The 23,031-nt window shown below is 54.2% G+C and carries 19 protein-coding genes and 1 pseudogene; 9 read left to right on the top strand and 11 right to left on the bottom strand.

Annotated features, from left to right (window positions below):
- The first annotated feature begins 54 nt into the window (after nt 1-54).
- Both ACN28R_RS06740 and ACN28R_RS06745 read left to right on the top strand, forming a co-directional pair.
- On the top strand, nt 55-1,113 hold the full coding sequence (locus tag ACN28R_RS06740) for a colicin E3/pyocin S6 family cytotoxin (protein ID WP_236840195.1): 1,059 nt from the start codon (nt 55-57) through the stop codon (nt 1,111-1,113).
- Nucleotides 1,113-1,364 carry a DUF7683 domain-containing protein gene (locus ACN28R_RS06745; protein ID WP_048638716.1) on the top strand — a complete coding sequence of 84 codons (252 nt, stop codon included), beginning with the start codon at nt 1,113-1,115 and terminating at the stop codon, nt 1,362-1,364. The genes ACN28R_RS06740 and ACN28R_RS06745 overlap by 1 nt, the downstream gene beginning before the upstream one ends.
- A 341-nt stretch (nt 1,365-1,705) precedes the next feature.
- Here the strand turns inward: ACN28R_RS06745 and ACN28R_RS06750 are convergent, their stop codons facing one another.
- The 3 genes and pseudogenes from ACN28R_RS06750 to ACN28R_RS06760 form a co-directional block, all read right to left on the bottom strand.
- Nucleotides 1,706-2,077: a VOC family protein gene (locus tag ACN28R_RS06750; RefSeq protein ID WP_048638717.1), complete on the bottom strand. Its 372-nt coding sequence runs from the start codon at nt 2,075-2,077 to the stop codon at nt 1,706-1,708.
- Between the two features lie 145 nt (nt 2,078-2,222).
- Nucleotides 2,223-2,456: pseudogene (locus tag ACN28R_RS06755) on the bottom strand (helix-turn-helix transcriptional regulator); the annotation flags it as partial.
- A 106-nt stretch (nt 2,457-2,562) separates the two neighbouring features.
- Entirely contained in the window at nt 2,563-4,875 is a 2,313-nt protein-coding gene (locus ACN28R_RS06760) for an FdhF/YdeP family oxidoreductase (RefSeq protein WP_048638718.1), read from the bottom strand.
- A gap of 261 nt (nt 4,876-5,136) precedes the next feature.
- Here ACN28R_RS06760 and ACN28R_RS06765 point away from each other — a divergent pair, with 261 nt between their 5' ends.
- Nucleotides 5,137-6,732 (top strand): PTS transporter subunit EIIC, encoded by a 1,596-nt coding sequence (locus ACN28R_RS06765; RefSeq protein WP_095833986.1) that lies wholly within the window; start codon nt 5,137-5,139, stop codon nt 6,730-6,732.
- A gap of 33 nt (nt 6,733-6,765) precedes the next feature.
- The gene (locus tag ACN28R_RS06770) at nt 6,766-8,091 is read left to right on the top strand and encodes a 6-phospho-alpha-glucosidase (protein WP_048638720.1); all 1,326 of its coding nucleotides are present in this window, start codon (nt 6,766-6,768) and stop codon (nt 8,089-8,091) included.
- Nucleotides 8,092-8,116: 25 nt separating this feature from the next.
- On the opposite strand, the gene ACN28R_RS06775 is transcribed toward ACN28R_RS06770, so the two are convergent.
- On the bottom strand, nt 8,117-8,866 hold the full coding sequence (locus ACN28R_RS06775; RefSeq protein WP_048638721.1) for a GntR family transcriptional regulator: 750 nt from the start codon (nt 8,864-8,866) through the stop codon (nt 8,117-8,119).
- A 138-nt stretch (nt 8,867-9,004) separates the two neighbouring features.
- On the opposite strand from ACN28R_RS06775, the gene ACN28R_RS06780 reads away from it, so the two are divergent.
- Nucleotides 9,005-9,916: a LysR family transcriptional regulator gene (locus ACN28R_RS06780; RefSeq protein ID WP_048638722.1), complete on the top strand. Its 912-nt coding sequence runs from the start codon at nt 9,005-9,007 to the stop codon at nt 9,914-9,916.
- A gap of 15 nt (nt 9,917-9,931) precedes the next feature.
- Here ACN28R_RS06780 and ACN28R_RS06785 read toward each other — a convergent pair whose 3' ends face one another.
- The gene (locus ACN28R_RS06785; protein ID WP_048638723.1) at nt 9,932-11,002 is read right to left on the bottom strand and encodes a LacI family DNA-binding transcriptional regulator; all 1,071 of its coding nucleotides are present in this window, start codon (nt 11,000-11,002) and stop codon (nt 9,932-9,934) included.
- A 319-nt stretch (nt 11,003-11,321) separates the two neighbouring features.
- Between ACN28R_RS06785 and ACN28R_RS06790 the strand changes: the two genes are divergently transcribed.
- Both ACN28R_RS06790 and ACN28R_RS06795 read left to right on the top strand, forming a co-directional pair.
- Nucleotides 11,322-12,629, top strand: coding sequence for an MFS transporter (locus tag ACN28R_RS06790; RefSeq protein ID WP_048638724.1), 1,308 nt, complete (start codon nt 11,322-11,324; stop codon nt 12,627-12,629).
- A gap of 36 nt (nt 12,630-12,665) precedes the next feature.
- Entirely contained in the window at nt 12,666-15,029 is a 2,364-nt protein-coding gene (locus ACN28R_RS06795) for a glycoside hydrolase family 31 protein (RefSeq protein WP_095833987.1), read from the top strand.
- A gap of 58 nt (nt 15,030-15,087) precedes the next feature.
- Here the strand turns inward: ACN28R_RS06795 and fabI are convergent, their stop codons facing one another.
- Nucleotides 15,088-15,879, bottom strand: a complete 792-nt coding sequence (gene fabI / locus ACN28R_RS06800) for an enoyl-ACP reductase FabI (RefSeq protein WP_048638726.1) — start codon at nt 15,877-15,879, stop codon at nt 15,088-15,090.
- Between the two features lie 13 nt (nt 15,880-15,892).
- On the opposite strand from fabI, the gene ACN28R_RS06805 reads away from it, so the two are divergent.
- Nucleotides 15,893-16,090 (top strand): hypothetical protein, encoded by a 198-nt coding sequence (locus tag ACN28R_RS06805; RefSeq protein WP_095833988.1) that lies wholly within the window; start codon nt 15,893-15,895, stop codon nt 16,088-16,090.
- On the opposite strand, the gene sapF is transcribed toward ACN28R_RS06805, so the two are convergent.
- The 5 genes from sapF to sapA are packed head-to-tail and all read right to left on the bottom strand — an operon-like array spanning nt 16,087 to nt 21,459.
- On the bottom strand, nt 16,087-16,902 hold the full coding sequence (gene sapF, locus ACN28R_RS06810) for a putrescine export ABC transporter ATP-binding protein SapF (protein ID WP_048638728.1): 816 nt from the start codon (nt 16,900-16,902) through the stop codon (nt 16,087-16,089). The two genes, ACN28R_RS06805 and sapF, sit on opposite strands and share 4 nt — an antisense overlap.
- Nucleotides 16,902-17,894, bottom strand: a complete 993-nt coding sequence (gene sapD / locus ACN28R_RS06815; protein ID WP_095833989.1) for a putrescine export ABC transporter ATP-binding protein SapD — start codon at nt 17,892-17,894, stop codon at nt 16,902-16,904. The genes sapF and sapD overlap by 1 nt, the downstream gene beginning before the upstream one ends.
- Before the next feature lie 16 nt (nt 17,895-17,910).
- On the bottom strand, nt 17,911-18,801 hold the full coding sequence (sapC, locus tag ACN28R_RS06820; RefSeq protein ID WP_095833990.1) for a putrescine export ABC transporter permease SapC: 891 nt from the start codon (nt 18,799-18,801) through the stop codon (nt 17,911-17,913).
- On the bottom strand, nt 18,788-19,753 hold the full coding sequence (sapB, locus tag ACN28R_RS06825; RefSeq protein WP_048638731.1) for a putrescine export ABC transporter permease SapB: 966 nt from the start codon (nt 19,751-19,753) through the stop codon (nt 18,788-18,790). The genes sapC and sapB overlap by 14 nt, the downstream gene beginning before the upstream one ends.
- Nucleotides 19,750-21,459 (bottom strand): ABC transporter substrate-binding protein SapA, encoded by a 1,710-nt coding sequence (sapA, locus tag ACN28R_RS06830; RefSeq protein ID WP_048638732.1) that lies wholly within the window; start codon nt 21,457-21,459, stop codon nt 19,750-19,752. Before sapA ends, sapB begins: the two co-directional genes overlap by 4 nt.
- Before the next feature lie 424 nt (nt 21,460-21,883).
- Here sapA and ACN28R_RS06835 point away from each other — a divergent pair, with 424 nt between their 5' ends.
- Nucleotides 21,884-22,732, top strand: a complete 849-nt coding sequence (locus tag ACN28R_RS06835; RefSeq protein ID WP_095833991.1) for a hypothetical protein — start codon at nt 21,884-21,886, stop codon at nt 22,730-22,732.
- The last annotated feature ends 299 nt before the right edge of the window (nt 22,733-23,031 follow it).

Raw genomic sequence — 23,031 nt, forward strand, 5'->3', positions numbered from 1 at the left:
AAAGCGTTTGACCATGCTGGCAGGCAGCGCGAACCCCACAGCAATTTTGCCGGTATGGCTTTTTTTCAGGCGGCTCCTGCCGCTGCTCCCGATGTCCCGCAACAAGCTCAAACCGGCAAAAAGAATCACTTCGCACAAGATCTCCCGCAACTGAAGAAACGCGGCGCGTTATATAAATGGTGGTTCGGCAATCACGAGGAAATGGACTATCAGGCGGCGTTGGCGGCAGCGACAAGCGTCGCCCGAGTTCAGACCGCCACGGCGGGAGCCAGCATTCTTGAACCGATAGTCGGAAACATTGCGGTGAGGGGAACGTGGGCTGTGCGTGCTGCGGGTGTTGCCGTTGGCGGTGTCGGCGCACCATTAGCCGGATTACTGGTTGGGATGATGCCCGGCAGGCTGAATGACGGCGAGCAGGATTTTATCGACCGTATGCGGCTGGAGCAGATGCGGGAAGCGCCGACGCGCGCCCGGTTTACCTGGGAAAACGATAGCCACGGCAATCCGGTTCCGCACGGTTGGCATACCCCGCCGGGTAAGGACCGCGTGCGGGTACGGAAAATGGCGTGGAACGATACCCGGCAGGCGTATACCTTCACCACGGAAGAAGATAACCCGGTCACTATCATCTGGACGCCAGACAGCTCAGGCGTGAGAGTACCGGCAAATACAGGCAACCAAACACAGCCACCGCTGCCGAATCCGGTGATCGTTGACCCGCTGCCGGACAATACCGGCATTGAGAGCACGACCAGCCCGGAGCCGGAAGAGAAGGCATTCGCGGACTATATTCTGATTTTGCCCCTGCCGGATATTCCGCCGATCTATATTTACCTAAATGCGGATCATAAATACTATGCTCCACCGAAAGGAATCCCTCCATTACCTGCGTATCCTGATGCTAAAAAAGCTCAAGCGAAAACGCCTGTTAAAGGTGGCGGTAAATTGCGTAATCGTTGGAAAGATTCAAGGGGTAAAATTTATGAATGGGATTCCCAACATGGCATGGTCGAAGTTTATGATCGCTCGGGGCGTAACCATTTAGGTGAGTTTAATCACATTACGGGTGAGCAAACGAAGCCTTCTGATCCAACCAGAAAGGTAGAAAAATAATGATCATATATACCATTGATGCATATAGTAAAACAGACGAAGATTTACTTTTTGAAGTTGATATTCCAGCGGATAAACTGGCAGAAGTAGCCCAAATTATGGGATGGAGCGAGGAAGATAAGACCGAATTCTCACTCGGTATTGGTGTATATAATATCAATAAAAATCAAGCTCTTTGCTTAGAAAAATTGCTAGATAAAAAATTCTACTCATCTGATCTTACCCTACAACTTTCCGGTGGCAGCATTTAACTACGAAGACCCTGGAATTTTGTAGCCCAAAGCAGCACATCTATTTTGTGTGCTGCTCTACAGCCTATACCTTCGGTAACATCAGGCAGTTTTTGTCTTGCGCATAGCTGCGTGCTCTATGCCGTTGGCTGGCTCCCTTGTCAAAGGGCTGTCTCTGATACACAAATGTAGGAGCTATGACGGGGTTTGCCGTTATCCGGCGTCTGAGCCCCCTATGTCGGGCGCGTGCTGCGAGGCAGCATGAAAATAGCGGCATTGTGGCGCACGAAACTATCTCCAAGTCCGCATAAAAATGTGACTAAGAGACAGAGTCAAAGGGGAGGCGCTAACCCGGCACTTATTTATTTTTCGGCTGGTGCGAAAACACGCAGACGGTGGCCATCCGGATCGGCGGCGACAAAAGTGTAGCCAAAATCCAGATGCGTCGGTGTTTGAATCATCTCCAGCCCACGCTGGCTCCATGAAGCGTAAAGGATATCGACTTCCTCATTATTGGTCGCGGAGAAAGCCAGCTCGCCTCCGCCTCCGGCTGCCGATGATGCCGGTTCAACGGTATGCTTCGACCATAATCCCAGCATCACCCCGCTATCAAGGGCGAACATGGCGAAAGTAGGCGAGGCTTCAAGTGGCGGCGTATTAAGCAAATCAGTATAAAAACGGACGCTGTTCGCCGGGCTGTCTACATACAAAATAATCATGTTAGGGTGAGTCATGAGGATTCTCCATATGGGTCGTAAACGCTGAGGCAGGGGGATCTGCCGGCACGACGCATAATAACGCGCGCTACTGACAGTTTTTGTCAGTAGTGCGTCTGGAATATTACCGCCATGAGGTTATTGCGGCGGAATCCCTTCCGCCTTCGATTTCTTCCTCTGAAAACATCAGCGGCGGCAGCATAAAGCCGGGCCGTAAAACGTAACCCAACCCAGGTTCGCCCTCAATGTCCGCGCCTTGCGCCTGCAACGTGCCAATATCGCGATAGAGGGTACGCAGACTGATCCCCAGTTCCGCCGCCAAATTCGCGCCGGTCACCGGGAAACGGTGGTTGCGTAGAATCTGAATCAAATCAAGTAAACGTTGTGCGCGGGACATTCGGTGACACTTTTTTCTGCCGATAGGGAACACCTATTCAACCATATCCCCGCGGCGATTGGCAGCGTGGGCCGCGATTCACGCCGGCCCACTCGCAGGCTGATGGTCAAGCAATCCGCAGCAGCGGCTCGGTCTGCTCCGTGAGGGAAATCTTCACCGGCACCGATTTTGATGTCGGGGTAAAGGTTTCGTCGCCATAGCTGGAGAGCGGCACCAGCGGATTGGTTTCCGGGTAATAGGCCGCCAGGTTGCCGCGGGGAATGTTGTAGCTGACCAGCCGGAAACCGCTTACCTTGCGGGTAATGCCGTCATTCCACAAGGTTTCGATGTCCACCAGATCGCCGTCTTTCAGTCCTTGCGCCGCCATGTCGTCAGGGTGGATAAACAGCACTTCGCGCTGACCGTAAACGCCGCGGTAGCGATCGTCAAGACCATAAATCGTGGTGTTGTACTGATCGTGCGAGCGTAGCGTTTGCAGAGTGAAGGGAACGCGCTGTTCACCCAACTGCGGAAATAACGAATCCGGCAGCGGCGCATGACTGAACTGCGCTTTACCGCTGGCGGTGGCAAAATGCAGTTCGGCCGCTGCATTGCCGAGATAAAACCCGCCCGGCAGGTTGCAGTTTTCATTAAAGTTCTCAAAACCGGGGATGGTGGCGGCAATATGGTCGCGGATACGGGAGTAGTCGTCGGCCAGCGCCAGCCAGTCCAGTTTTTCATTCCCCAATACCGCATCGGCGATACCGGCCACAATTGCGGTTTCTGAACGCTGCAAAGGGGATAATGGCTGGCCGACGCCTTCGGAAGCGTGCACCATGCTGAAGGAGTCTTCCACGGTGATAAACTGTGGTCTATGCGCCTGAACGTCAAGATCGGTCCGGCCCAGCGTAGGCAGGATCAGGGCATCTACTTTCCCGGTAATCAGATGGCTGCGATTCAGTTTGGTGCTGATATGTACGGTCAGATCGCAGCGGCCGAGCGCTTGTTCGGTGCGTGGCGAATCGGGCGCGGCGGCGGCAATATTTCCCCCGAGGGCAATCAGCACTTTCACCTCGTTACGCAGCATGGCTTCCAGCGCTTCAACGGTGTTATGACCCGCTTCACGGGGCGGGATGAAGTTAAAGTGCGCCGCCAGCCGGGCCAGAAAAGCGCTGGACGGTTTTTCGTCAATCCCCATTGTCCGGTTACCCTGCACATTGCTGTGCCCGCGTACCGGGCATAAGCCGGCGCCTGGTTTGCCCAACTGGCCGAACAGCAGTTGCAGATTGACGATTTCACGAACGGTAGCCACCGAGTGCTTATGCTGGGTAACGCCCATCGCCCAGGTGCAAATAACCCGTGGCGATTGCTGGTAAATGGCGGCCACGGCGCGTAATTGCGCTTCGGTCAGGCCGGACTGCCGTTCGATTTTTTGCCAACTGGCGTCATCGACCGCAGCCAGATACGCTTCGATCTGTTGGGTGTATGAGGCGATGAAATCGTCGTCGAACAGTCCGGGTTCGTCCGCGCTCAACCGTTGGCGGTGCGTTTCCAGCAGCGCCTTCACTATGCCGCGCACGGCGGCCATATCGCCCCCCAGGTTGGGTTGCAGATAGGTTTCGCTGATGGTTCCCGCCAGCGGGGTTAATAATTCCAGCGGATTTTGCGGATTGGCGAAACGCTCCAGACCCCGTTCGCGCAGCGTATTGAACGAGACGATATGCGCCCCGCGATCGGCGGCATGCCGCAGGCTATGCAGCATTCTTGGGTGGTTGGTGCCGGGATTTTGTCCAAAGACAAAAATGGCGTCGGCATGCTCGAAATCATCCAGACGGATCGTCCCTTTACCTACGCCAATGCTCTGTTTCAGCCCGGTGCCGCTGGCTTCGTGGCACATGTTGGAACAGTCTGGGAAGTTGTTGGTGCCTAGCATACGGCCAAAAAGTTGATACAGGTAAGAGGCCTCATTACTTGCCCGTCCGGAGGTATAGAGTTCCAACTGATTGGGGTGTTCCATGTTATGGATATGCCGAGCTATTAGCGCAAAAGCATCCTCCCAACTGATGGGAACATAGCGGTCGCTGGCCCGGTCATAACGCATCGGATGCGTCAGTCGGCCCTGATACTCCAGAAAATAGTCGCTTTGTTGCCGCAGCGTCGTAACGCTGTGCGCCGCGAAGAAGTCCAAATCCACCGCTTTGCGGGTCGCTTCCCAACTTACCGCTTTAGCGCCGTTTTCACAGAAGCTGAACGTACTGTGGTTGTCATCGCCCCAGGCACATCCGGGGCAGTCAAATCCTTTGGATTTATTGACCCGTAACAAGTTTCGGATATTTTTCAGCGCTTGCTTGCTATCCAGCACAAAACGGGTGGTGGCTTCCAATGAGCCCCATCCGCCTGCTGCGTTGCGGTACGGCTTGATGGATGTTTTGAATTTCATGGTTAGATCCGCAGGTGTGAATGTTTTTAATATGTAAACATTTCTTTAAATGTTTGCTTTTCTGTGGCGAGTCTAGGTGGTGCTTACGTCATCGTCTAATCAAATAGGGCGATGGCGGGATAGAGGACATTTATTGTGACTGAAGTGTGATTAAAATGTGATCAGGTGCGAATTATTGATCTTTTTGTCTAGTTGTATAGACAAACTTTGCCATTTCCCGGCTATTACTTAATCAGTATGGAAAAACAGGAAGGGCAAATAATGAAAGATCTTGGCAATAAGGTTCACGCCTTTGGTAAGGCACTCATGATGCCGATTTCGGTAATCGCCGCCGCTGGGGTTTTCCTGGGTTTGGCGGCGGCAATGCAAAACCCGGCGGTCACCGGCGATGCTTTCGCCGACTTGCAGATCCCGCAGTTGATCATCGGTTTTATTCGCCAGGTGGCGGGCGCGCTGTTTGCTAACCTGCCGCTGTTTTTTGCGGTCGCCAGTGCGATTGGGTTGGCAAACGCAGAGAAACCCACGGCCGCCTTTGCGTCGGTAATCGGCTTTATTTCCATGCACGTTGGGGTGATGGCGACGCTGACGGCGCAGAACCTGACGCCCGCGACCACCACGGTCGATGCGCTGACGGGGGCGGGGATGGAACATACCGCCGCATTGATGTATGCCGCCGAATTTACCCAAACGCTGGGGATCTTCACCTACAACATGAGCGTACTGGGCGGCGTAATAGCCGGGGTGCTCACGGCGATGTTGCATAACCGCTTTTACACCATCGAACTCCCGACGGCCATCAGCTTTTTCGGCGGCCGGCGCTTTGTGCCGATCATTACGGTGGTGTGTCTGCCGTTAGTGGGGATCGGACTGGCGCTGATTTGGCCGACTATCGGTAAAGGTATCGCCTGGGTCGGCGAGTTAATTGGTCACAGCGGACAGTATGGCGCGTTCCTGTATGGCTTTTCCGAACGCATCCTGATCCCCACCGGGTTGCACCATATTTTAAATGAAACCGTGCGCTTTACCCCTATAGGCGGCGTGGCGACTATCGACGGTCAAACGGTGGTCGGCGCGCTGAACATCTTTAATGCGTCGTTGACTCATCCGGAAGCGGTCAGCGACGACGTTATTCGCAGCGCAACCCAGTTTCTGGCGCAGGGCAAGATCCCCATCATGATGTTCGGACTGCCCGGCGCGGCGCTGGCGATGTACCAATGCGCTCTCCCGGAGCATAAAAAACGCGTGAAGGCGCTGATGCTGGCGGGGGCGTTGGCCTCTTTCACCACCGGCATTACCGAACCGCTGGAGTTCTGCTTCATTTTCGTCTCGCCCGTTTTATATCTGATTCATGCGGCGCTTAGCGGTCTGTCTTTCATGCTGATGTCCGTGGCGCAGCTGATGATCGGCAATATTCAGGGCGGCGCCATTGATCTGGTGGTATTCGGCGTATTGGGCGGGTTGAAAACCAAGTGGTGGTATGCGGTGTTACTGGGGCTACTTTACTTCGTAACCTATTACTTCTCATTCAGGTTCATTATCAAACGAATGAATGTTGAGACGCCAGGGCGGGAATCTGAGGAACAACCCGCGGAAACGGCGCCGATCGCCGCCGACGAACGCACAAAAAACATCATCACCGGATTGGGGGGCGAGAGAAATATTGAGGAGGTTGACTGCTGTTTCACCCGTCTGCGCGTGTTGGTAAAAGACATGAGTCTGGTCGTCGATAAGACCTTGATGACGACCGGCGCGAACGGTATCAAGCGTGTCAATGAGCATAACATCCAGGTCATTTATGGCCCGAAGGTGGAAAAAATCGCCAATGAGGTTAAAACCGCGCTTGGAGTGACAGGGTAACGTAACGAACATCGGATAAAACGGGAAACGGCTATGACGAAGAGATACAGTATTGTGATTGTTGGCGGCGGATCAACCTGGACGCCGGGATTGTTGAAAGCGTTGTGCAAACGACAGAACACCTTTCCGCTCAGGCGGCTGGTCATGTTTGACGTTAATGCCGAACGTCAGGCGGTGATTGGCGATTTCGCCCGCTTACTGTTCAGCGAAGAGTACCCGACGTTGGAGTTTTCCTATACCACCGACGTTGACGAGGCTTTTCATGATGTGGATTTTGTCTTCTGTCAGATGCGCACCGGCGGATATGAAATGCGGGAGAAGGATGAAAAAATCCCGCTTTCTTTGGGCGTCATCGGACAGGAGACCTGTGGGCCGGGCGGTTTTGCGTATGGTATGCGCTCTATCGGCGACATGATTGAATTGGTGCAGAATGTGCGTTCCCGCTCGCCGGATGCGTGGATCCTCAACTATACCAATCCCGCCGCCATCGTGGCCGATGCGCTGCGGGTGAAATTTCCCCACGACCGGCGCATCCTGAATATTTGCGACCAGCCGGTCAATCTGCTGCGCTCTTACGCCCGGCTGCTGGGGCGGGATGTTAGTGAGTTCGAACCCGTCTATTTCGGCCTGAATCACTTTGGCTGGTTTACTCATCTGTATGACCGGGAAGGCGTGGATCTGCTGCCGCAGTTGAAAGAGATTATCAGTAGTCAGGGGTTTAAACCGGCGGACGCGGAGCAGCGGGACCGATCGTGGCTGGATACCTATGCGGTGGTCGCCGATATGCTGCGTGATTTTCCCGACTATCTGCCGAATACCTATCTGCAATATTATCTCTATCCCGATTACAAACTCAGCAAGCTGGACCCGAATTTTACCCGCGCCAATGAAGTGATGGCGGGGCGGGAAAAACGGGTGTTTGAAACCTGCCGCGCCGCGGTAAAAGCCGGCACGACGAAAGACGCCAGCGTGGTGCATAACGATGCGCACGGCGACATGATTGTCGAGGTGGCGGAGTCTATCGCTTATAACCAGCACCGGATTTTCGTGGTGATCGTGGAAAATAACGGCCTGGTGAATAACCTGGATGATACGGCGATGGTGGAAGTGGCGGCAACGCTGGGCATAAACGGCCCCCGGCCTTATGGCGTCGGCAACATCCCGACCTTCTATAAAGGTATGATTGAGCAACAGTTTGCCTATGAGCGCCTGACCATCGAGGCCTGGTTCGAAGGATCTTACACCAAGGCGTTGCAGGCGCTGACGCTTAACCGGCTGGTGGTGGATGCCAAAAAAGCCCGCAAGGTGCTGGATGCGCTGATTGATGCCAATAAAGGCTATTGGCCGGAGTTGAAGTAAGTTCCGCCGCCCGCTAGCCACCGGATTACCAGGCTAATAGCGGCCGCGGCGGCGCATCAAGCGTAAAGGTGTAGTGCCGCTGATTGTAATAAACATTCGACAGTTCGAAAGGCGACTCGTCGGCAAAGAATGCAATGACGCTGGCGCGCAGAACGGGTTCATCGCGTGCCAGCCCCAGCGCTTCCCGGACTTCGGAAGAGGGCAATTCCGCAAAGATCTGTTTATGGCTTCCTACGGCGTCGTATCCTTTTGATTTTAAATAGGCGTATTTGGAGCGGCCGAGCACCTGTTCGCTCAGGTCGGGGAACAGCGCTTGATTCATCCAGGATTGCTCGTAGACAAATGGCGTGCCGTCGATTAAACGCAGGCGCACCATATAGTGAACGGGCGTATTTTCGGCGATGCGCAGGGCGACGGCGACATCATGCGTTGCCGGCTGCTGAGAGAAATGCAGCAATCGATTGACGATCTTGCGCTGGGTGCTGTTCGCGACCTCGCTGGAGGTGAGATGTTGATCCAGCGGTAGCTGAACTTTAACTCGCGTATCCGGCTGCGCAACAAAGGTTCCCCGGCCGCGAAAGCGCTCGACCAATCCCTGTCTGACCAGATAATCCACGGCTTTGCGCGCCGTCATGCGCGAAACCTGGTATTGCTGACACATTTCCGCCTCGGTCGGCAGCGGATCGCCGGGCTTCAATTCATTTTCGCGGATTTGACGTCCCAGTATCTGCTCAATCTGTAGATAAAAAGGGATAAAGGAATGTTTATCAATCATCTCGTCTTTCTCCCGTTCGGCTTATCCGTTCAGATAGTATAGACGGGTAGTTATCTAGACAAGCATTCATCGATCTGCACGGCGCCGTTAACGAGCGCGGTGATATACTTATGACTCACGCCACGACAGAATCCCGCTATGGACATAAAACAGCTTATTTACCTCTGCAATCTGGAAAAAGAACGTCATTTCGGCCGCGCGGCCGAAGCCAGTTTCGTGAGTCAGCCGACACTCTCGATGCGGTTAAAAAATCTGGAGCGCGAGCTGGATCTGGCGCTGATTAATCGGGGAAACAATTTTGAGGGGTTTACGGCGGAGGGCGAGCGGGTGCTGGCCTGGGCGAGGGAGATCGTCTCCGTCTATCAGGGATTGAAAATGGAAGTGGCCTCGTTGAAACGCGGTGTCGGCGGGGTGTTGCGTATCGGGACGGTGCCGCAGAGTAGTATCGCCTTACCGCAAATGCTCACGGCCGTCAGCCGCCGCTATCCTGAGCTGGATTTTCAGATCTCCCTGTTTAGCGCCGATCGGCTGGTCGAAGCGCTGCATGCGCATGCCGTTGATGTCGGCATCGGCTTTTTTGAGCTGGCGCTCTTACAGGAGTGGCAATTTCAGGTCGCCCAGCTGACTGAGCAAGGGGTCGAACTGCTGTTTCATCCCCAACATTTTCCCCAGTTGGTGGGGGAAACGCCGCTGACGCCAGACTCCCTGGCTGCGTTGCCGTTGTGCCTGGCTGAATCCAGCCGCTATTTCCGGCGTTATCTGGACGCCCATTTTCGTGCGGCGAATATAACGCCCTGGGTGAAAGTGGAAAGCAGTTCGATCCTGCAACAGGTGCAGAGCGTTTTTACCGGGTTGGGGTGCGCCATCGTGCCGCGCGGCAGTTTGATGGCGGAAATGACGCCGGCGCTGCGCCTGCGGACTATCGTCTTGCCGCCGATGCAGCGATGTGCGGCCATCGTCGTGGCTCAGGCCGGAAAGGTCACGCCGCTGGCGCAGAATTTCTTCGAGGCGGCGCAGCAGTGGCTGCGGGATAATAAAGAGGGCGACTGATAGTGTTGTAATGCATTAATCATAGAGATCGTCTTCCTGTACCGGCGAGTGGGTTTTGCTGGGCCGAATGCGCCTGACCGAGTCGCGTATCACCAGTTTCCCGTTCAATAGCAGGCTGCCTGTGGGGGCATCCGGGCGCATCAAAAGATACTGCAACTGCCGGACCGCTTCTTCCCCTAACTCCTCGCGCGGAACATGGACGGACGTCAGCGGAATGTCATGGATTGACGCCAGATTAAAGCCATCCATGCTCATCACCGAGATATCCTGCGGTACGTGCAAACCGGCCCGCTGCAATGCATTCACTGCGCCGACCGCAATAAAATCCCCTCCCGCCAGAATGGCAGTCGGTCTTTTTTCGCTTGGACAGTTCGCCAGAAACTCGGCTACCGCCTGTTCGGATTCCGCCGTGCTGAAGTTGCGTATGGCGAGCAGATTGTATTGATCGGCGAACGGTAAATTATGATTCTGGTAAGCATCGCGGATCCCGGCCAGACGCAATTCCATGGTATAGCGCCGCAAACACAGCAGACTGAGTACATCACGATGCCCTTGTTCGAACAGATAATTAGCCGAGTGTTCTCCAATCAGCCGGTGATCGGGCGCGATGCTGGGCAGCTTCATTTTGCGATCGATACAGTTAATCAGCACGCAGGGTTTCCCCATATCGGCCGCCAACGAATGAATATAGGGGTCGTCAATGCCGATAAGTATCGACGCCTCGGTATCCGGATCGCCCATCTTGTCCATGAATAGGGGCACGTCGCTGTTATTTTCGTCCAGGCCGCAGTAGCGCAGGCGGACCTCATGCGGCGCCAGGGCGTCAATAATGCTTTGGAGCACTTTGTGGTAAAAGATGTCAGACCGCACGTCAAATGCGCGCTGCGGAGCAAAGACCATCAGGCTGTTCAATAACAGCCGTCCGGTAACCAGATCGTCCAGTACGCCATACTGACGGGCGCAGTTGAGAATACGCTTTTTGGCAGACTCACTGGTATTGGCCTTACCAGATAATACGCGCGAAACCGTACTGATGGATAATCCGGTTTGTGCCGCAATTTCCCGTATTTTCAGGTTTCTTTTCATTTTGTGATCTCGTTCAACTTAGAAAATGACAAAATTTTCATAAAGAGTAAACCCTGTCAGGATAGGCCCAATTAACCCGTTTGGTACAAATTTGAGCCTATCATGAAAATCCTTGCAAAAAAGTGAGTGTCACGTTGTTTTCAATTGCACTACTTTGAATTTGGTAAACCAATTCATGATGTATAGATAATTGGTTTTTAATTTAAATGCAATTAATACAACAAGATAAAAGAATTGATGTGATCTCGCGCATAAAAAAATACAAATATGCGTTGACATGTCAGGCCAATATAACCTTACCTCCTTGCAAGGAGTTCATATGAGTATCGATATTAACCAATCACCTGCTGGCACAAAGGGAAAGCGTAAATTCAGGAACCTTCGCTGGTGGGTGCTGACGCTGTTTTTACTTGGGGTGACCGTTAACTACATCACACGTAACTCACTCGGCATATTAGCGCCGGAACTGAAAACCAGTCTGAACATCACCACCGAACAATACTCATGGATTGTCGGCGCTTTCCAACTGGCCTATACCATTTTCCAACCGCTCTGTGGTTGGCTGATCGACGTTATCGGTTTAAAGATCGGCTTTATGGTTTGCGCCATGATCTGGGCGTTGATGTGCATGCTGCATGCCGGCGCCGGAAGCTGGCTGCATCTAGCGATACTTCGTTTCTTTATGGGGGCTTCCGAAGCGGCGGCGACGCCCGCCAACGCCAAAACGATTGGCGAATGGTTCCCTAAAAAGGAGCGGCCGATCGCCGCGGGTTGGGCCGGCGTCGGATTCTCCATCGGCGCCATGCTGGCGCCGCCGATTATCGTCATAGCGCATGTCAGTTTCGGCTGGCAGGGCGCGTTTATGTTCACCGGCGGGTTGGCGATGCTGTGGGTGGTGCTGTGGTGGCTGTTCTACCATAACCCGTCCGAACACCCGAATCTGAGTAGCGAAGAACTGGACTTTATCCGCCAGGATAACGAACCGGCTCCGGTTAAACTGCCGTTTTTCACCGCGCTGAAAACCGTATCGAAAGACAAACGTTTTTACGGTATCGCCATTCCGGCTTTCATGGCTGAACCTGCCTGGGCGGTGCTGAGTTTCTGGGTTCCGCTTTATCTGGCCAGCGAACGCGGCATGGATCTTAAACAAATCGCCATGTTTGCCTGGTTGCCGTTCCTGGCGGCCGATCTCGGCAGCGTCGCCAGCGGTTATTTGACTCGCCTGTATGTGCGTTGGTTTGGTTATTCGCGGGTGAATTCCATTGTCGCCAGTTCAGTGACCGGGGCGTTCCTGATGTTGTCGCTGGCGCTGGTTGCCCTGGCCCGCGATCCCTGGCTGGCGATCCTGCTGATCTCCATCGGCGGATTCGGCCACCAGGTGATCTCCTGCATGCTGAGCGCGCTGGTCGTCGAATCCTTTGACAAAGGACAGATGGCGACGGTTAACGGTATGCGCGGCTCCTTCGCCTGGATCGCCAGCTTCTTGTTCTCGCTGTTAATCGGTGTGACCGCGGACAAAATCGGCTTTAATCCGCTGTTTGTCGCGATGGGCTTTTTCGACCTGATCGGCGCGATATTCCTAATTACCTTTATCGCTGAACGCCGGCAGAAAAATCGTCAGATTTAATTCTATCTTTGCTAATCATCCTGAAAAGGACGCTGTATGAAAACGCTAAAAAATTGGGTATTTCGCCATCAGACGCAAGATCATATCGAACTGCTGGTCGATGGAAAGCACATTTTCCGCTTATATATTCTGGAATCGGACCTGGGCCGGGTATTGATCAAGCAAAATGGCCAACTGAAGCTGAACCGTACCTGGAGTATCGCCCCACAGCAGGATGTTCCCTGGGAGGGGCGCAACAGGGAAAGCTGCGAGGGATTCAGCCTGCCGGGCTTCTCGCTGGAGGAGTATAACGGCGGTTTACGCGTCAGCACCGAGCGTATGCGGGTTATCATTCATCAGCCGCTGTGGCTGGAGTGGGAATACCGTAATGCGCAGGGTGAATGGCAGCAACTGGCGATGGATCGCACCACCAGCGCCTATATGTTCAATATGCATGGCGATGGCGTTGCCCACTACCAGCGTCGTTTTGCCGAAGATCGTTACTACGGTCTAGGCGAAAAAGCCGGCGATCTTAACCGTAACGGCAGACGCTTTGAGTTTCGCAATCTGGATGCGATGGGCTATAACGCGGCGACCACCGACCCGCTGTATAAGCATATTCCGTTTACCATTACCCGGCGCAAGGATGTCAGTTTCGGGTTGTTCTATGACAACCTGAGCAGCACCTGGCTGGATTTGGGGAATGAGATCGATAATTACCATCAGGCCTATCGGCGCTATCAGGCCGAAGCGGGCGATCTGGATTACTATCTTTTCCTTGGCTCGCGCGTGCTGGATGTCACCAAAGCCTTTGTCCGCCTGACCGGCAAAACCTTGTTCGGGCCAAAGTGGAGTCTGGGCTATAGCGGCTCCACCATGCACTACACCGATGCGCCGGATGCGCAGAAACAGCTGATGAAGTTTATCGAACTGTGCCGCCGGCACGATATTCCCTGCGATTCATTTCAACTGTCATCCGGCTATACCTCTATCAACGACAAGCGCTATGTCTTTAACTGGAATTACGACAAAGTGCCGCAGCCAGAGGTGATGTCGCAGGCGTTTCATGACGCCGGCTTGAAACTGGCGGCCAATATCAAGCCCTGTTTATTGCAGGACCATCCTAAATACGCGGAAGTTGCGCAGCAAGGGCTGTTTATTCGCGACTCAGAGTCTGATGCGCCTGAGCGTTCCAGCTTCTGGGATGACGAAGGCTCTCATCTCGACTTCACCAACCCGGCGACGGTGGCCTGGTGGCAAGAGAACGTCACCCGTCAACTGCTGCAAAAGGGCATTGATTCGACCTGGAACGACAACAATGAATACGAGGTCTGGGATGGGGAGGCGCGCTGCCACGGCTTTGGCGAACAGATAGCGATTAAAGCTATCCGGCCGCTGATGCCATTACTGATGATGCGGGCCTCGCTGGAAGCGCAGCAGCGTTTCGCGCCGCAACTGCGTCCTTACCTGATCTCCCGTTCCGGCTGCGCGGGCATGCAGCGCTATGTTCAGACCTGGAGCGGTGATAATCGCACCAACTGGCAGACGCTGCGTTACAACACCCGCATGGGCGTCGGCATGAGTCTTTCCGGTATTTATAACGTCGGGCACGATGTCGGCGGTTTCTCCGGCGATAAACCCGATGCGGAGCTGTTTGTCCGCTGGGTGCAGAACGGCGTGATGCACCCGCGTTTTACCATTCACTCATGGAATGACGATCATACCGTTAATGAGCCCTGGATGTATCCGGAAGTCACCCCGGCAATCCGCAACGCCATCGCGCTTCGTTACCGCCTGCTGCCTTATCTTTATACCTTATTCTGGCGGGCCAGCGCCGACGATGAACCGATGCTGCGGCCGACGTTCCTCGATCACGAACACGATGAAGCCACTTTCGCCGAAACGGACGATTTTATGTTGGGTCAGGATGTGTTGGTCGCCAGCGTGGTGGAAGCGGGACAGCGGCAGCGTGAGGTTTACCTGCCGGCCAACGAGCAGGGATGGTACGACTTTTATCAAGGGCAGTGGTACAGCGGCGGACAAACCATCACCCTGGATGCGCCGCTGGAACGCCTTCCCCTGATAATCCGCGCCGGCGCTATGCTCCCGCTTTCCGCGCGTACGGCATTTGTCCGCCATGAAGAGGATAATCAGCGCGAGTTTCTATTGTTCCCGCCGATAGGCCATGGGGAAGACAGCGGACTGCTATTTGAGGATGATGGCGAAACCTGGGCATGGCAGCAGGGGCAGGGGCTGTGGTTACGCTGGAAAATCGTCAGCGATAATCAGCGTATTGATATCACTTTCAGCAGTGAAGGTCAGTACAAACCCGCCTGGACGCAGGCCGCCGTTCGTCTGCCCGCCGGAGAACGCAGAGAACTGTATATCAATAACGTGCGTAGCAACATTTTTGAGCTGTAATAAAAAACCCCTACGAGGCATCGTGGGGGTTTTTTTAATCATTTACCGTTTTGGCGGATTAATTATCCAGTTCCAGCTCGTTCATCGCGGCGATGTTAAAACCGCCATCGACGTGCAGAACTTCACCGGAAATACCGGCTGCCAGATCGGAGCACAGGAATGCCGCGGAGTTGCCGACATCCTCGATAGTGACGACGCGGCGAATCGGCGTAACCGCTTCACAGTGGGACAGCATTTTCTTGAAGTTCTTGATGCCTGACGCGGCCAGCGTACGGATTGGGCCCGCGGAGATGGCGTTAACGCGCACACCTTGAGCACCCATGGCGTTCGCCATATAACGCACGTTCGCTTCCAGAGACGCTTTCGCCAGGCCCATTACGTTGTAGTTAGGGATGGCGCGTTCCGCACCCAGATAGGACAAGGTAACCAGCGCAGAATTTGGATTCAGCATGTTGCGGCAGGCTTTCGCCATCGCCACAAAGCTGTAAGAGCTGATGTCGTGGGCAATGCCGAAACCTTCGCGGGTTACCGCATCAACATAATCGCCGTCAAGCTGATCGCCCGGAGCGTAAGCGATGGAGTGAACGAAACCGTCAAATTTCGGCCAGACTTTACCCAGTTCGACAAACAGCGCGTCAATACTTGCATCTTCGGCGACATCACACGGCAGAACAATGCTGGAACCCAGTTCGCCGGCAAAGCCTTCAACGCGAGATTTCAATTTATCATTTTGATAGGTGAACGCCAGCTCGGCACCTTCGCGGTGCATGGCCTGTGCGATACCGAATGCAATGGAACGGTTACTGGCAACACCAGTTACCAGAATGCGCTTACCGGTAAGAAAACCCATAGCAGTAATCCTTGTGAACATTGTTGCTGCAATCATCAATATTAAAAATAATCAGTTAATGATGACCGAGGTGAATAAACCGGGCGATTCTACCATGTATGGAGTTGATAAGGGTACTCCGAAGCAGTCTCGCCGTTTTTTAAGCCTCCCGTCCGTTTTTCAAGCGGCGGATCCGCCGCCATTGAAACTTTCCGGGGGCCTTGCTGTTTAACGTTGCGCGCCATCCTGCCGCCAGGCATCGGCACTCAGCGCTTCACCGAAATGGCTGGCGATCAGGCGTTTGGTAAAGTCATGCAGCGGCGAAGCCAGCACGTCGGCCGTGCTGCCGCGCTCGACCACTTCACCCGCCTGCATAACCAGAATCTGATCGCTGACGTGCTTCATCATGCCCAGATGCTGGGTGACGTAAATATAAGAGATGCCATGTTTTTCCTGGAGTTCCAGCATCAGATTAATAATTTGTGACCGCATAGACATATCCAGCGACGCCAGCACTTCATCCGCGATGATGACTTTAGGCTGCAGGATCAGCGCCCGCGCCAGCCCGACGCGCTGTTTCTGACCGGGGGCCAGCGCGTGAGGATAATAATAGGCATGATCCGGCCGCAGCCCTACCTGTTGCAGCGTCAGGTTGATGGCTTTCTCACGCGCTTCGGCGCTGAGGTCGGTATTCAGACGCAACGTCACATCCAGCAACTGTCCAATGCGCTGACGGGGATTCAATGCATTGCCGGCATCCTGGAAAATCATGCGGATGCGCTGGCTGCGATAGTTATAATCGCCGTAATGCAGCGGATGATCGTCGATCAGCAACTCGCCGGAGGTGGGGGCGATGGTGCCCGCCAGCATTTTTGCCAGCGTGGACTTTCCCGAACCATTTTCGCCGACGATGGCCAGAGTCTGACGTTCGCGTAAGGTAAAACTGACGGACTTCACGGCTTCAACATGCTGACGGCGAAACAGACCGGTGCGATAGCGGAACGTTTTGGTTAGGTTACGGGCTTCAAGCAACGTTTCAACCATCAGGATTCCTCCATATTGAGCGGGAAGTGGCAGGCGTACCAATGGTTCTTTACCGATATCAGCGGGGGAGCCTGCATGCATTTTTTCTGCGAGTAGGGGCAACGCGGCCCTAATCGGCAACCCACCGGCAAATGCTCCAATGAGGGGATCGCGCCCGGCAGGGTATTCAGCCGGCTTTTATGCGGCAGCGAACGCCCAAAATCCGGCATCGCCCGAATCAGCGCCTGGGTATAAGGGTGATTCGGCGCGCTAATCAGATCTTCACTGGTGGCGCTTTCCACCGTCTGTCCGCAGTAGAGCACGTTAATCCGGTTCGCCCATTTGCTCATGGTTTGCAGGTCATGACTGATCAGCAGGATAGTGGTGTTGTTATTCTGATTCAGCCGCGACAAGAGGCGAAAAATCTGCGCCTGGGTGGTGGATTCCATCGCATTGGTCGGTTCATCGGCGATCAGCAGGCGCGGTTGGTTCGCCAGCGCGATGGCGATCATCACTTTTTGGCACTCCCCGTCGGTCAGTTCATAAGGGTAGCTGCCCATGATATTTTTGTGATCTTTGATGCCGACGCGGTGCAGCAGCTCGACGGCCCGGCGTTTACGCCAGTTGAACCGCTGCCACCAACGGCCTTTATAGGTCCAGCCGGGGATGGCCTGTATCAGCTGGCGGCCGATATTTTCAGAGGGATCCAGACAGGACTGCGGCTCCTGAAAAATCATGGATACGTTGTGGCCCACCAGCTTACGCCGCTCGCGCGGCGACAACTGCAGCAGATCTATGTCATCAAAGCGGAAACGATCGGCGGTAACCTTCCAGTTATCTTTGGTGATGCCGCAGATAGCCTTGGCGATCAGACTTTTGCCGGAACCAGACTCGCCCACCAGCCCGCGGATCTCGCCTTCATTGAGCGTCATACTGACCCGGTCGACGGCTTTTACCGGGCCGTCTGAGGTGAGGAACTCAATGGTCAGATTACGAATATCGAGTAATGCCATAATTTCGTCTCCGCCATTATTCCGTTTCCGCCACCAGGGCGCGGCGAATGCCGTCCCCCAGCAGGTTAACAATCAGCACGCTTATGGCGATTGCCGCACCGGGCAACATGACCGTCCAGGGCGCGGCATAGACCAGCTCCAGGGAGTTTCCCAGCATGGCCCCCCATTCGGTCGCGGGCAACTGCGCGCCAAGATCGAGGAATCCCAACGCGGCGATATCCAGAATGGCGATGGATAAGGCGCGAGTGAATTCAGATACCAGTATCCCCGCAATATTCGGCAATACCACATTCCAGATAATATAAAAGGTCGATGCGCCATCAAGCCGGGTGGCGATGACGTACTCTTTGTCCATTTCATCATGCACCGTGCTGTATATGGTGCGAACCATGCGCGGAACCAGCGCCAGCCACACGGCCAGCATGGCATGCTCCAGCCTGGGGCCGATAAAGGCAATCACCACAATGGCCAGCAGCAACGATGGAATCGACAACAGCGTATCGAGAATATGGTTGAGCACGGCGGAGCGCAGTCCGTGAGTGACGCCGGCCAGGATGCCTAACACGACGCCACACAGCGCGGCGGCAAGGGTGACGATCAACGACGACCCGACGGTAGGGGCGGCGCCGCTCAACAAACGGCTTAAGAGATCGCGGCCCAGATCGTCAGTACCGAGGAAGAAAGAGACTTCGCCGTAGTGCGACCAGGACGGCGGCAGCATCTGGTAGCCGAGGAATTGCTGGCCGACGTCATAGGGCGCCAGCCATTTTCCGAACAGGCACAGCCCCAGCAAAAGAAGAAAGCCGTAAAAACCGATCATGGCCAACGTGTCCTGGTGGAATACTCGCCAGGTATCCGCCAGACGGCTGGGAAGGCGTTTTTCGCTGTAAACATTATCGTAGGGCATACGACTCCTTATGTTTCAGCGGGTTAGTCATTGCTCCCCCGATATCGGACAACACATTAATCGTAATGACCATGGCGCCGACGACAATGACGCCCGCGGAGATCGCCGCGTAATCCTGCTGGCGAATGGCATTAACCAGCCAGCGCCCCAGCCCCGGCCAACTGAACACCACCTCCGTTATCATGGTCAGCGTCAACATGGTGGAAAACTGCAGCCCCAGTTTGGGCATAATCGGCGGTAACGCATTGTGCAGGAGATGACGGCGAATAATGGTCAGCGGCGATAAACCGCGCGTCGCCGCCGCCTTGATGTAGTTTTTGCCCATCACGTCGGTGGTGCTGATGCGCATCAGTCTGATAACCTCCGTCGTCGGCCCGACAGCCAGCACGGTTATCGGCAGGATCAGATGCCGCACCGCACTGATAATCATCTCATTGCGATAGGGCGAGTCAGACAACCAGGCATCGATCAGCGCAAAGCCGGTGACGGCTTTGACCTGATAAAGGAGATCGAAACGTCCGGATACCGGCAGCCAGCCAAGATGCAGTGAGAAAAACAGCGTAAGCAGCAGCGCCAGCCAGAATACCGGCAGGGAAAAGCCGACCAGCGCCAGCGCGCTGATAATGATATCCGGCCCTTTATTCTGCATAACCCCGGCGGTAATGCCCAACGGGATCCCCACCAGTAAAGAGAGCGCGAAGGCCAGCAAGCAAAGTTCGATGGTGGCCGGGAACACCTCTTTTAACTGTACGATAATGGCTTGGCCGTTGATGCTGGAGCGGCCGAAGTCGCCTTGCAGCAGGCTGGTGAGATAAAAACGATACGCATCAAACAGCGTTGCGCCGTTAAGCGGCGCATGCGGGGTGTAATAACTCAGGCTGAAACCCAACAGCGTCAGCAGAAACAGCGTAACCAGCAGCAACAGCAGGCGACGCAGGGTAAAGATAATCACGGTTTTTCTCCTTCAGCGGCGTGTTGTGAAGAAGGCTCTTGCGGCGCGCTTTCCTTGGCGCGGTCAGCGTCGCTTTCCCGGAAAACACCGGCAAATGAGGCGTTGCCGAACGGGCTAAGCACAATCCCTTTCATATCATAACGATAAGCCAGCAGGCGTAAAGAGGACGCCAGGGGTAAAACCGGCAGTTGTTCCGCCAGAATCCTCTGCGCCTGCTGGTAGTATTCAATGCGCTTTGATAACTGCTGTGAGGAGAGGGCGTTTTGCAACACGTCATCAAACTCTGCATTACACCAGTGAGCATAGTTGGTTTGGGATGGAATAGCGGCGCAGCTCAATAACGGACGAAAAAAACTGTCCGGGTCGTTGCTGTCCGTCGTCCAGCCGGCAAGGGTTAAATCATGGCTGAGTTCCATCAGCCGGGCTTCCTGAAAACGGCCTTCAACCGGCACAATCGTCACTTGTATGCCAACCTGAGCCAGGTCGGCCTGGATCAGCTCGGCGGTTTTCAGCGGGCTGGGGTTGTAGGATTGCGATGTGCTGGGCACCCACAAACGCAGGCTGATATTGGAGATACCCAACTCTTGCAATAGCTGCCGGGATTTTTCCGGGTTGTATTCCGTTATCTTCGCGTCATTATCATAGGCCCAGGAGGCACGCGGTAAGATCGAGGCGGCCGTTTCAGCCGTGCCGTAATAAATTGACTGCATCAGGCGATCGTTGTTTATCGCCAGCGCAATGGCTTCGCGCATGCGGCGGTCATCCAATGGCGGTTTACGCACATTAAACGCCAGATAGGCGACGTTCATTCCGGGGCGTAATGACAGACGCAGCCGCGGATCGTTACGCAAAATCGCCAGTTGGCTAACGGCGGGATAAGCCAGAATATCGCACTCCCCGGTCAATAATTTGGACAGACGGCCCGTACCACCCGAGCCGAGATCAACCACGACCTGTTGCATGCGCGGTTGCCCGCGCCAGTAGGCGTCGTTACGCGTCAGGCGGATATATTGTCCGTTGCGATATTCATCCAACCTATAGGGGCCGGTGCCGACCGGCTCGCGATCCAGCAATTCTTTCTTATCGTTATCAGCCAGCACCTGCGCATATTCGGCGGAGAGGATCGGCGCATAGTGCGTTGCCAGGTGCCAGAGAAAAGAGGCGTCGGGCTTGTTCAGTCGAATCTCAACGCCGTACTCACCTAATTTGCGGATGTTTTTGACGGAATCGGCAAATTGCAGACTGTCGAAATAGGGATACTCGCCGCCGTTAACGTCATGATAGGGGTGATCCTTATTCAACATGCGTTGAAAGCTGAACACGACATCATCCGCGTTCATTTTACGAGTAGGACTGAACCAACTGGTGGTTTGGAAATGAACGTCGTGACGCAGATAAAAACGATACGTCGCCCCATCATCCAGCACTTCCCAGCGCTGCGCCAATTCCGGCATCAGCCGATAAGTGTAGGGGTCGACATCCAGCAGCCGGTCGTAAAGCTGAGCCGCCAGGGTATCGATCGTGACGCCGCTGCGCGCCATTTGCGGGTTAAACGTATTCAGCACGTCATTTACGCAGTAGACGAAACCACTTTGGCGGATATCGGCCAACGGCGCGGGGACTGTTGGAGGCGAAGGCAAAGGAGACGCCAAAGCAGGTATTGCTAGCCAGGCGAATGCCAATGCGAAACAGATTTTTCCAGACATACGGGATTTTTCAGTCAATACGTAATAAACAGAGTGTACCGCACTATGGCAATCCTCCCCACCGTGTTATGCGCGTATGGCGACTTTCCGACCGTTTTTACCGGCAACGGGATGTTGTGTTATGCCAATGTGGTTAGCGATCCGGTCTGAAAGGGATGCCGTTCATTATCACGCTCCAGTCGGCATCGGAAAAGACGGACGACGCCGCACGTTTGGGGCAAGGGAGTTTTTGCAATATCCGAACGATGATCTCGTGCGGTCATGTAAGCACTAATCGTATTCGTTGGAATGTCGTGTAACGGGCGGTTTTTTGCCATAGATCATGTTTGCGGCATTAATCGTAATAAATACGGATTATTTACTAAATCCTGACTGTGGGCTGCCGTTATAGCTAAAATGTTGTCCGCATAATGGAGCAAGCTGGATGGATGGTATCAGGCCTCATCGCACCCCTGACGTCGAATTTTCACAGAAAGCGGAAGAAGGTGTTACCGATAATGCCGCTGATTTTCCGGTTGATGCTGCCATGACGACATTCGAAGCCATTGACGTTGCTGATGAGTGTACGGATAGCGCGCAACATGAGGCCGAGAATTCGCCGCCGGTATTAAGCGCAGAAGAAATCGACGCGAAAAAGGAGCAGATAAGGCAGTTAAAAAATAACTCGCTTTGCGATCCGCTGGATCGTGTCTCTGATTTGGCGGCGTCTTTTTTTATCATCGCCCTGGAAGGAACGCATGCGCCGGCCAATGAACTCGCCAATGCGCTGCACGATGCCTTCTCCAGTCCGTTGGATAGTGAAAAGACGGCAATGATTGAATCTTTTGAAATAGCGATGAAAAAAGAGATGCTCTCTTTTATCAAAACGACGTTCATCACCGAAGCGTACCAGCCCGCGGCGGCAAAAGTCATTGACAACTATATCAGGGAGCTTGTGTCGCGCCGGGACTGCATACGATTGGGCGCGGCCAAAGCGGAATTTTTACTTGCATCCGGCCTGGAGGATGAAAAACACGCTGAGGCGATGCAGCGCGATATAGAGGCGTTACAACAGGGCGTGTATCACTCGCAGCTGGAAATGCGTCAGGCGTTATCCATTGCCGACGGCGCCTATAGCGCCGTAGATATGCTCGATCAGTTTGAAATGATGCTCAGACGCAGTAGCCGCTCTTTGCCGACGCTGGATACGGAGTTGCAGCATTTAAGCCTGCTGGCCGATAGCTGGGATGATTTTGTGCAGAAGTATGCGCCGTGGACGCTAAAAAAACGATGAGAACGCGTAACGCATAGCGAGTGAAAGGACAATAAACAGAGTGTGAGCAAGCGGGAAGGAACCCTATAATCAGTATGGAAATGAGAAAAATTCTCAACAAAGTGCTTTACAGGTGATACTGAGAACCATTATCATCATTTTGCACTTCAGAAGTCGCCTCTTCCCAGGCACTGAAGAAGAGCACGACATTGCTCACATTGCTTCCAGTATTATTTTAGCCAGCCTAGGTGCTGGCTTTTTTTTTATGTCGGCCATAGCTATCCTTGCCGCTTAACGCCGCTGGCCTAAAGAATGAGATC

Source organism: Brenneria goodwinii, from assembly GCF_002291445.1.
GTDB classification, from domain to species: Bacteria; Pseudomonadota; Gammaproteobacteria; order Enterobacterales; family Enterobacteriaceae; genus Brenneria; species Brenneria goodwinii.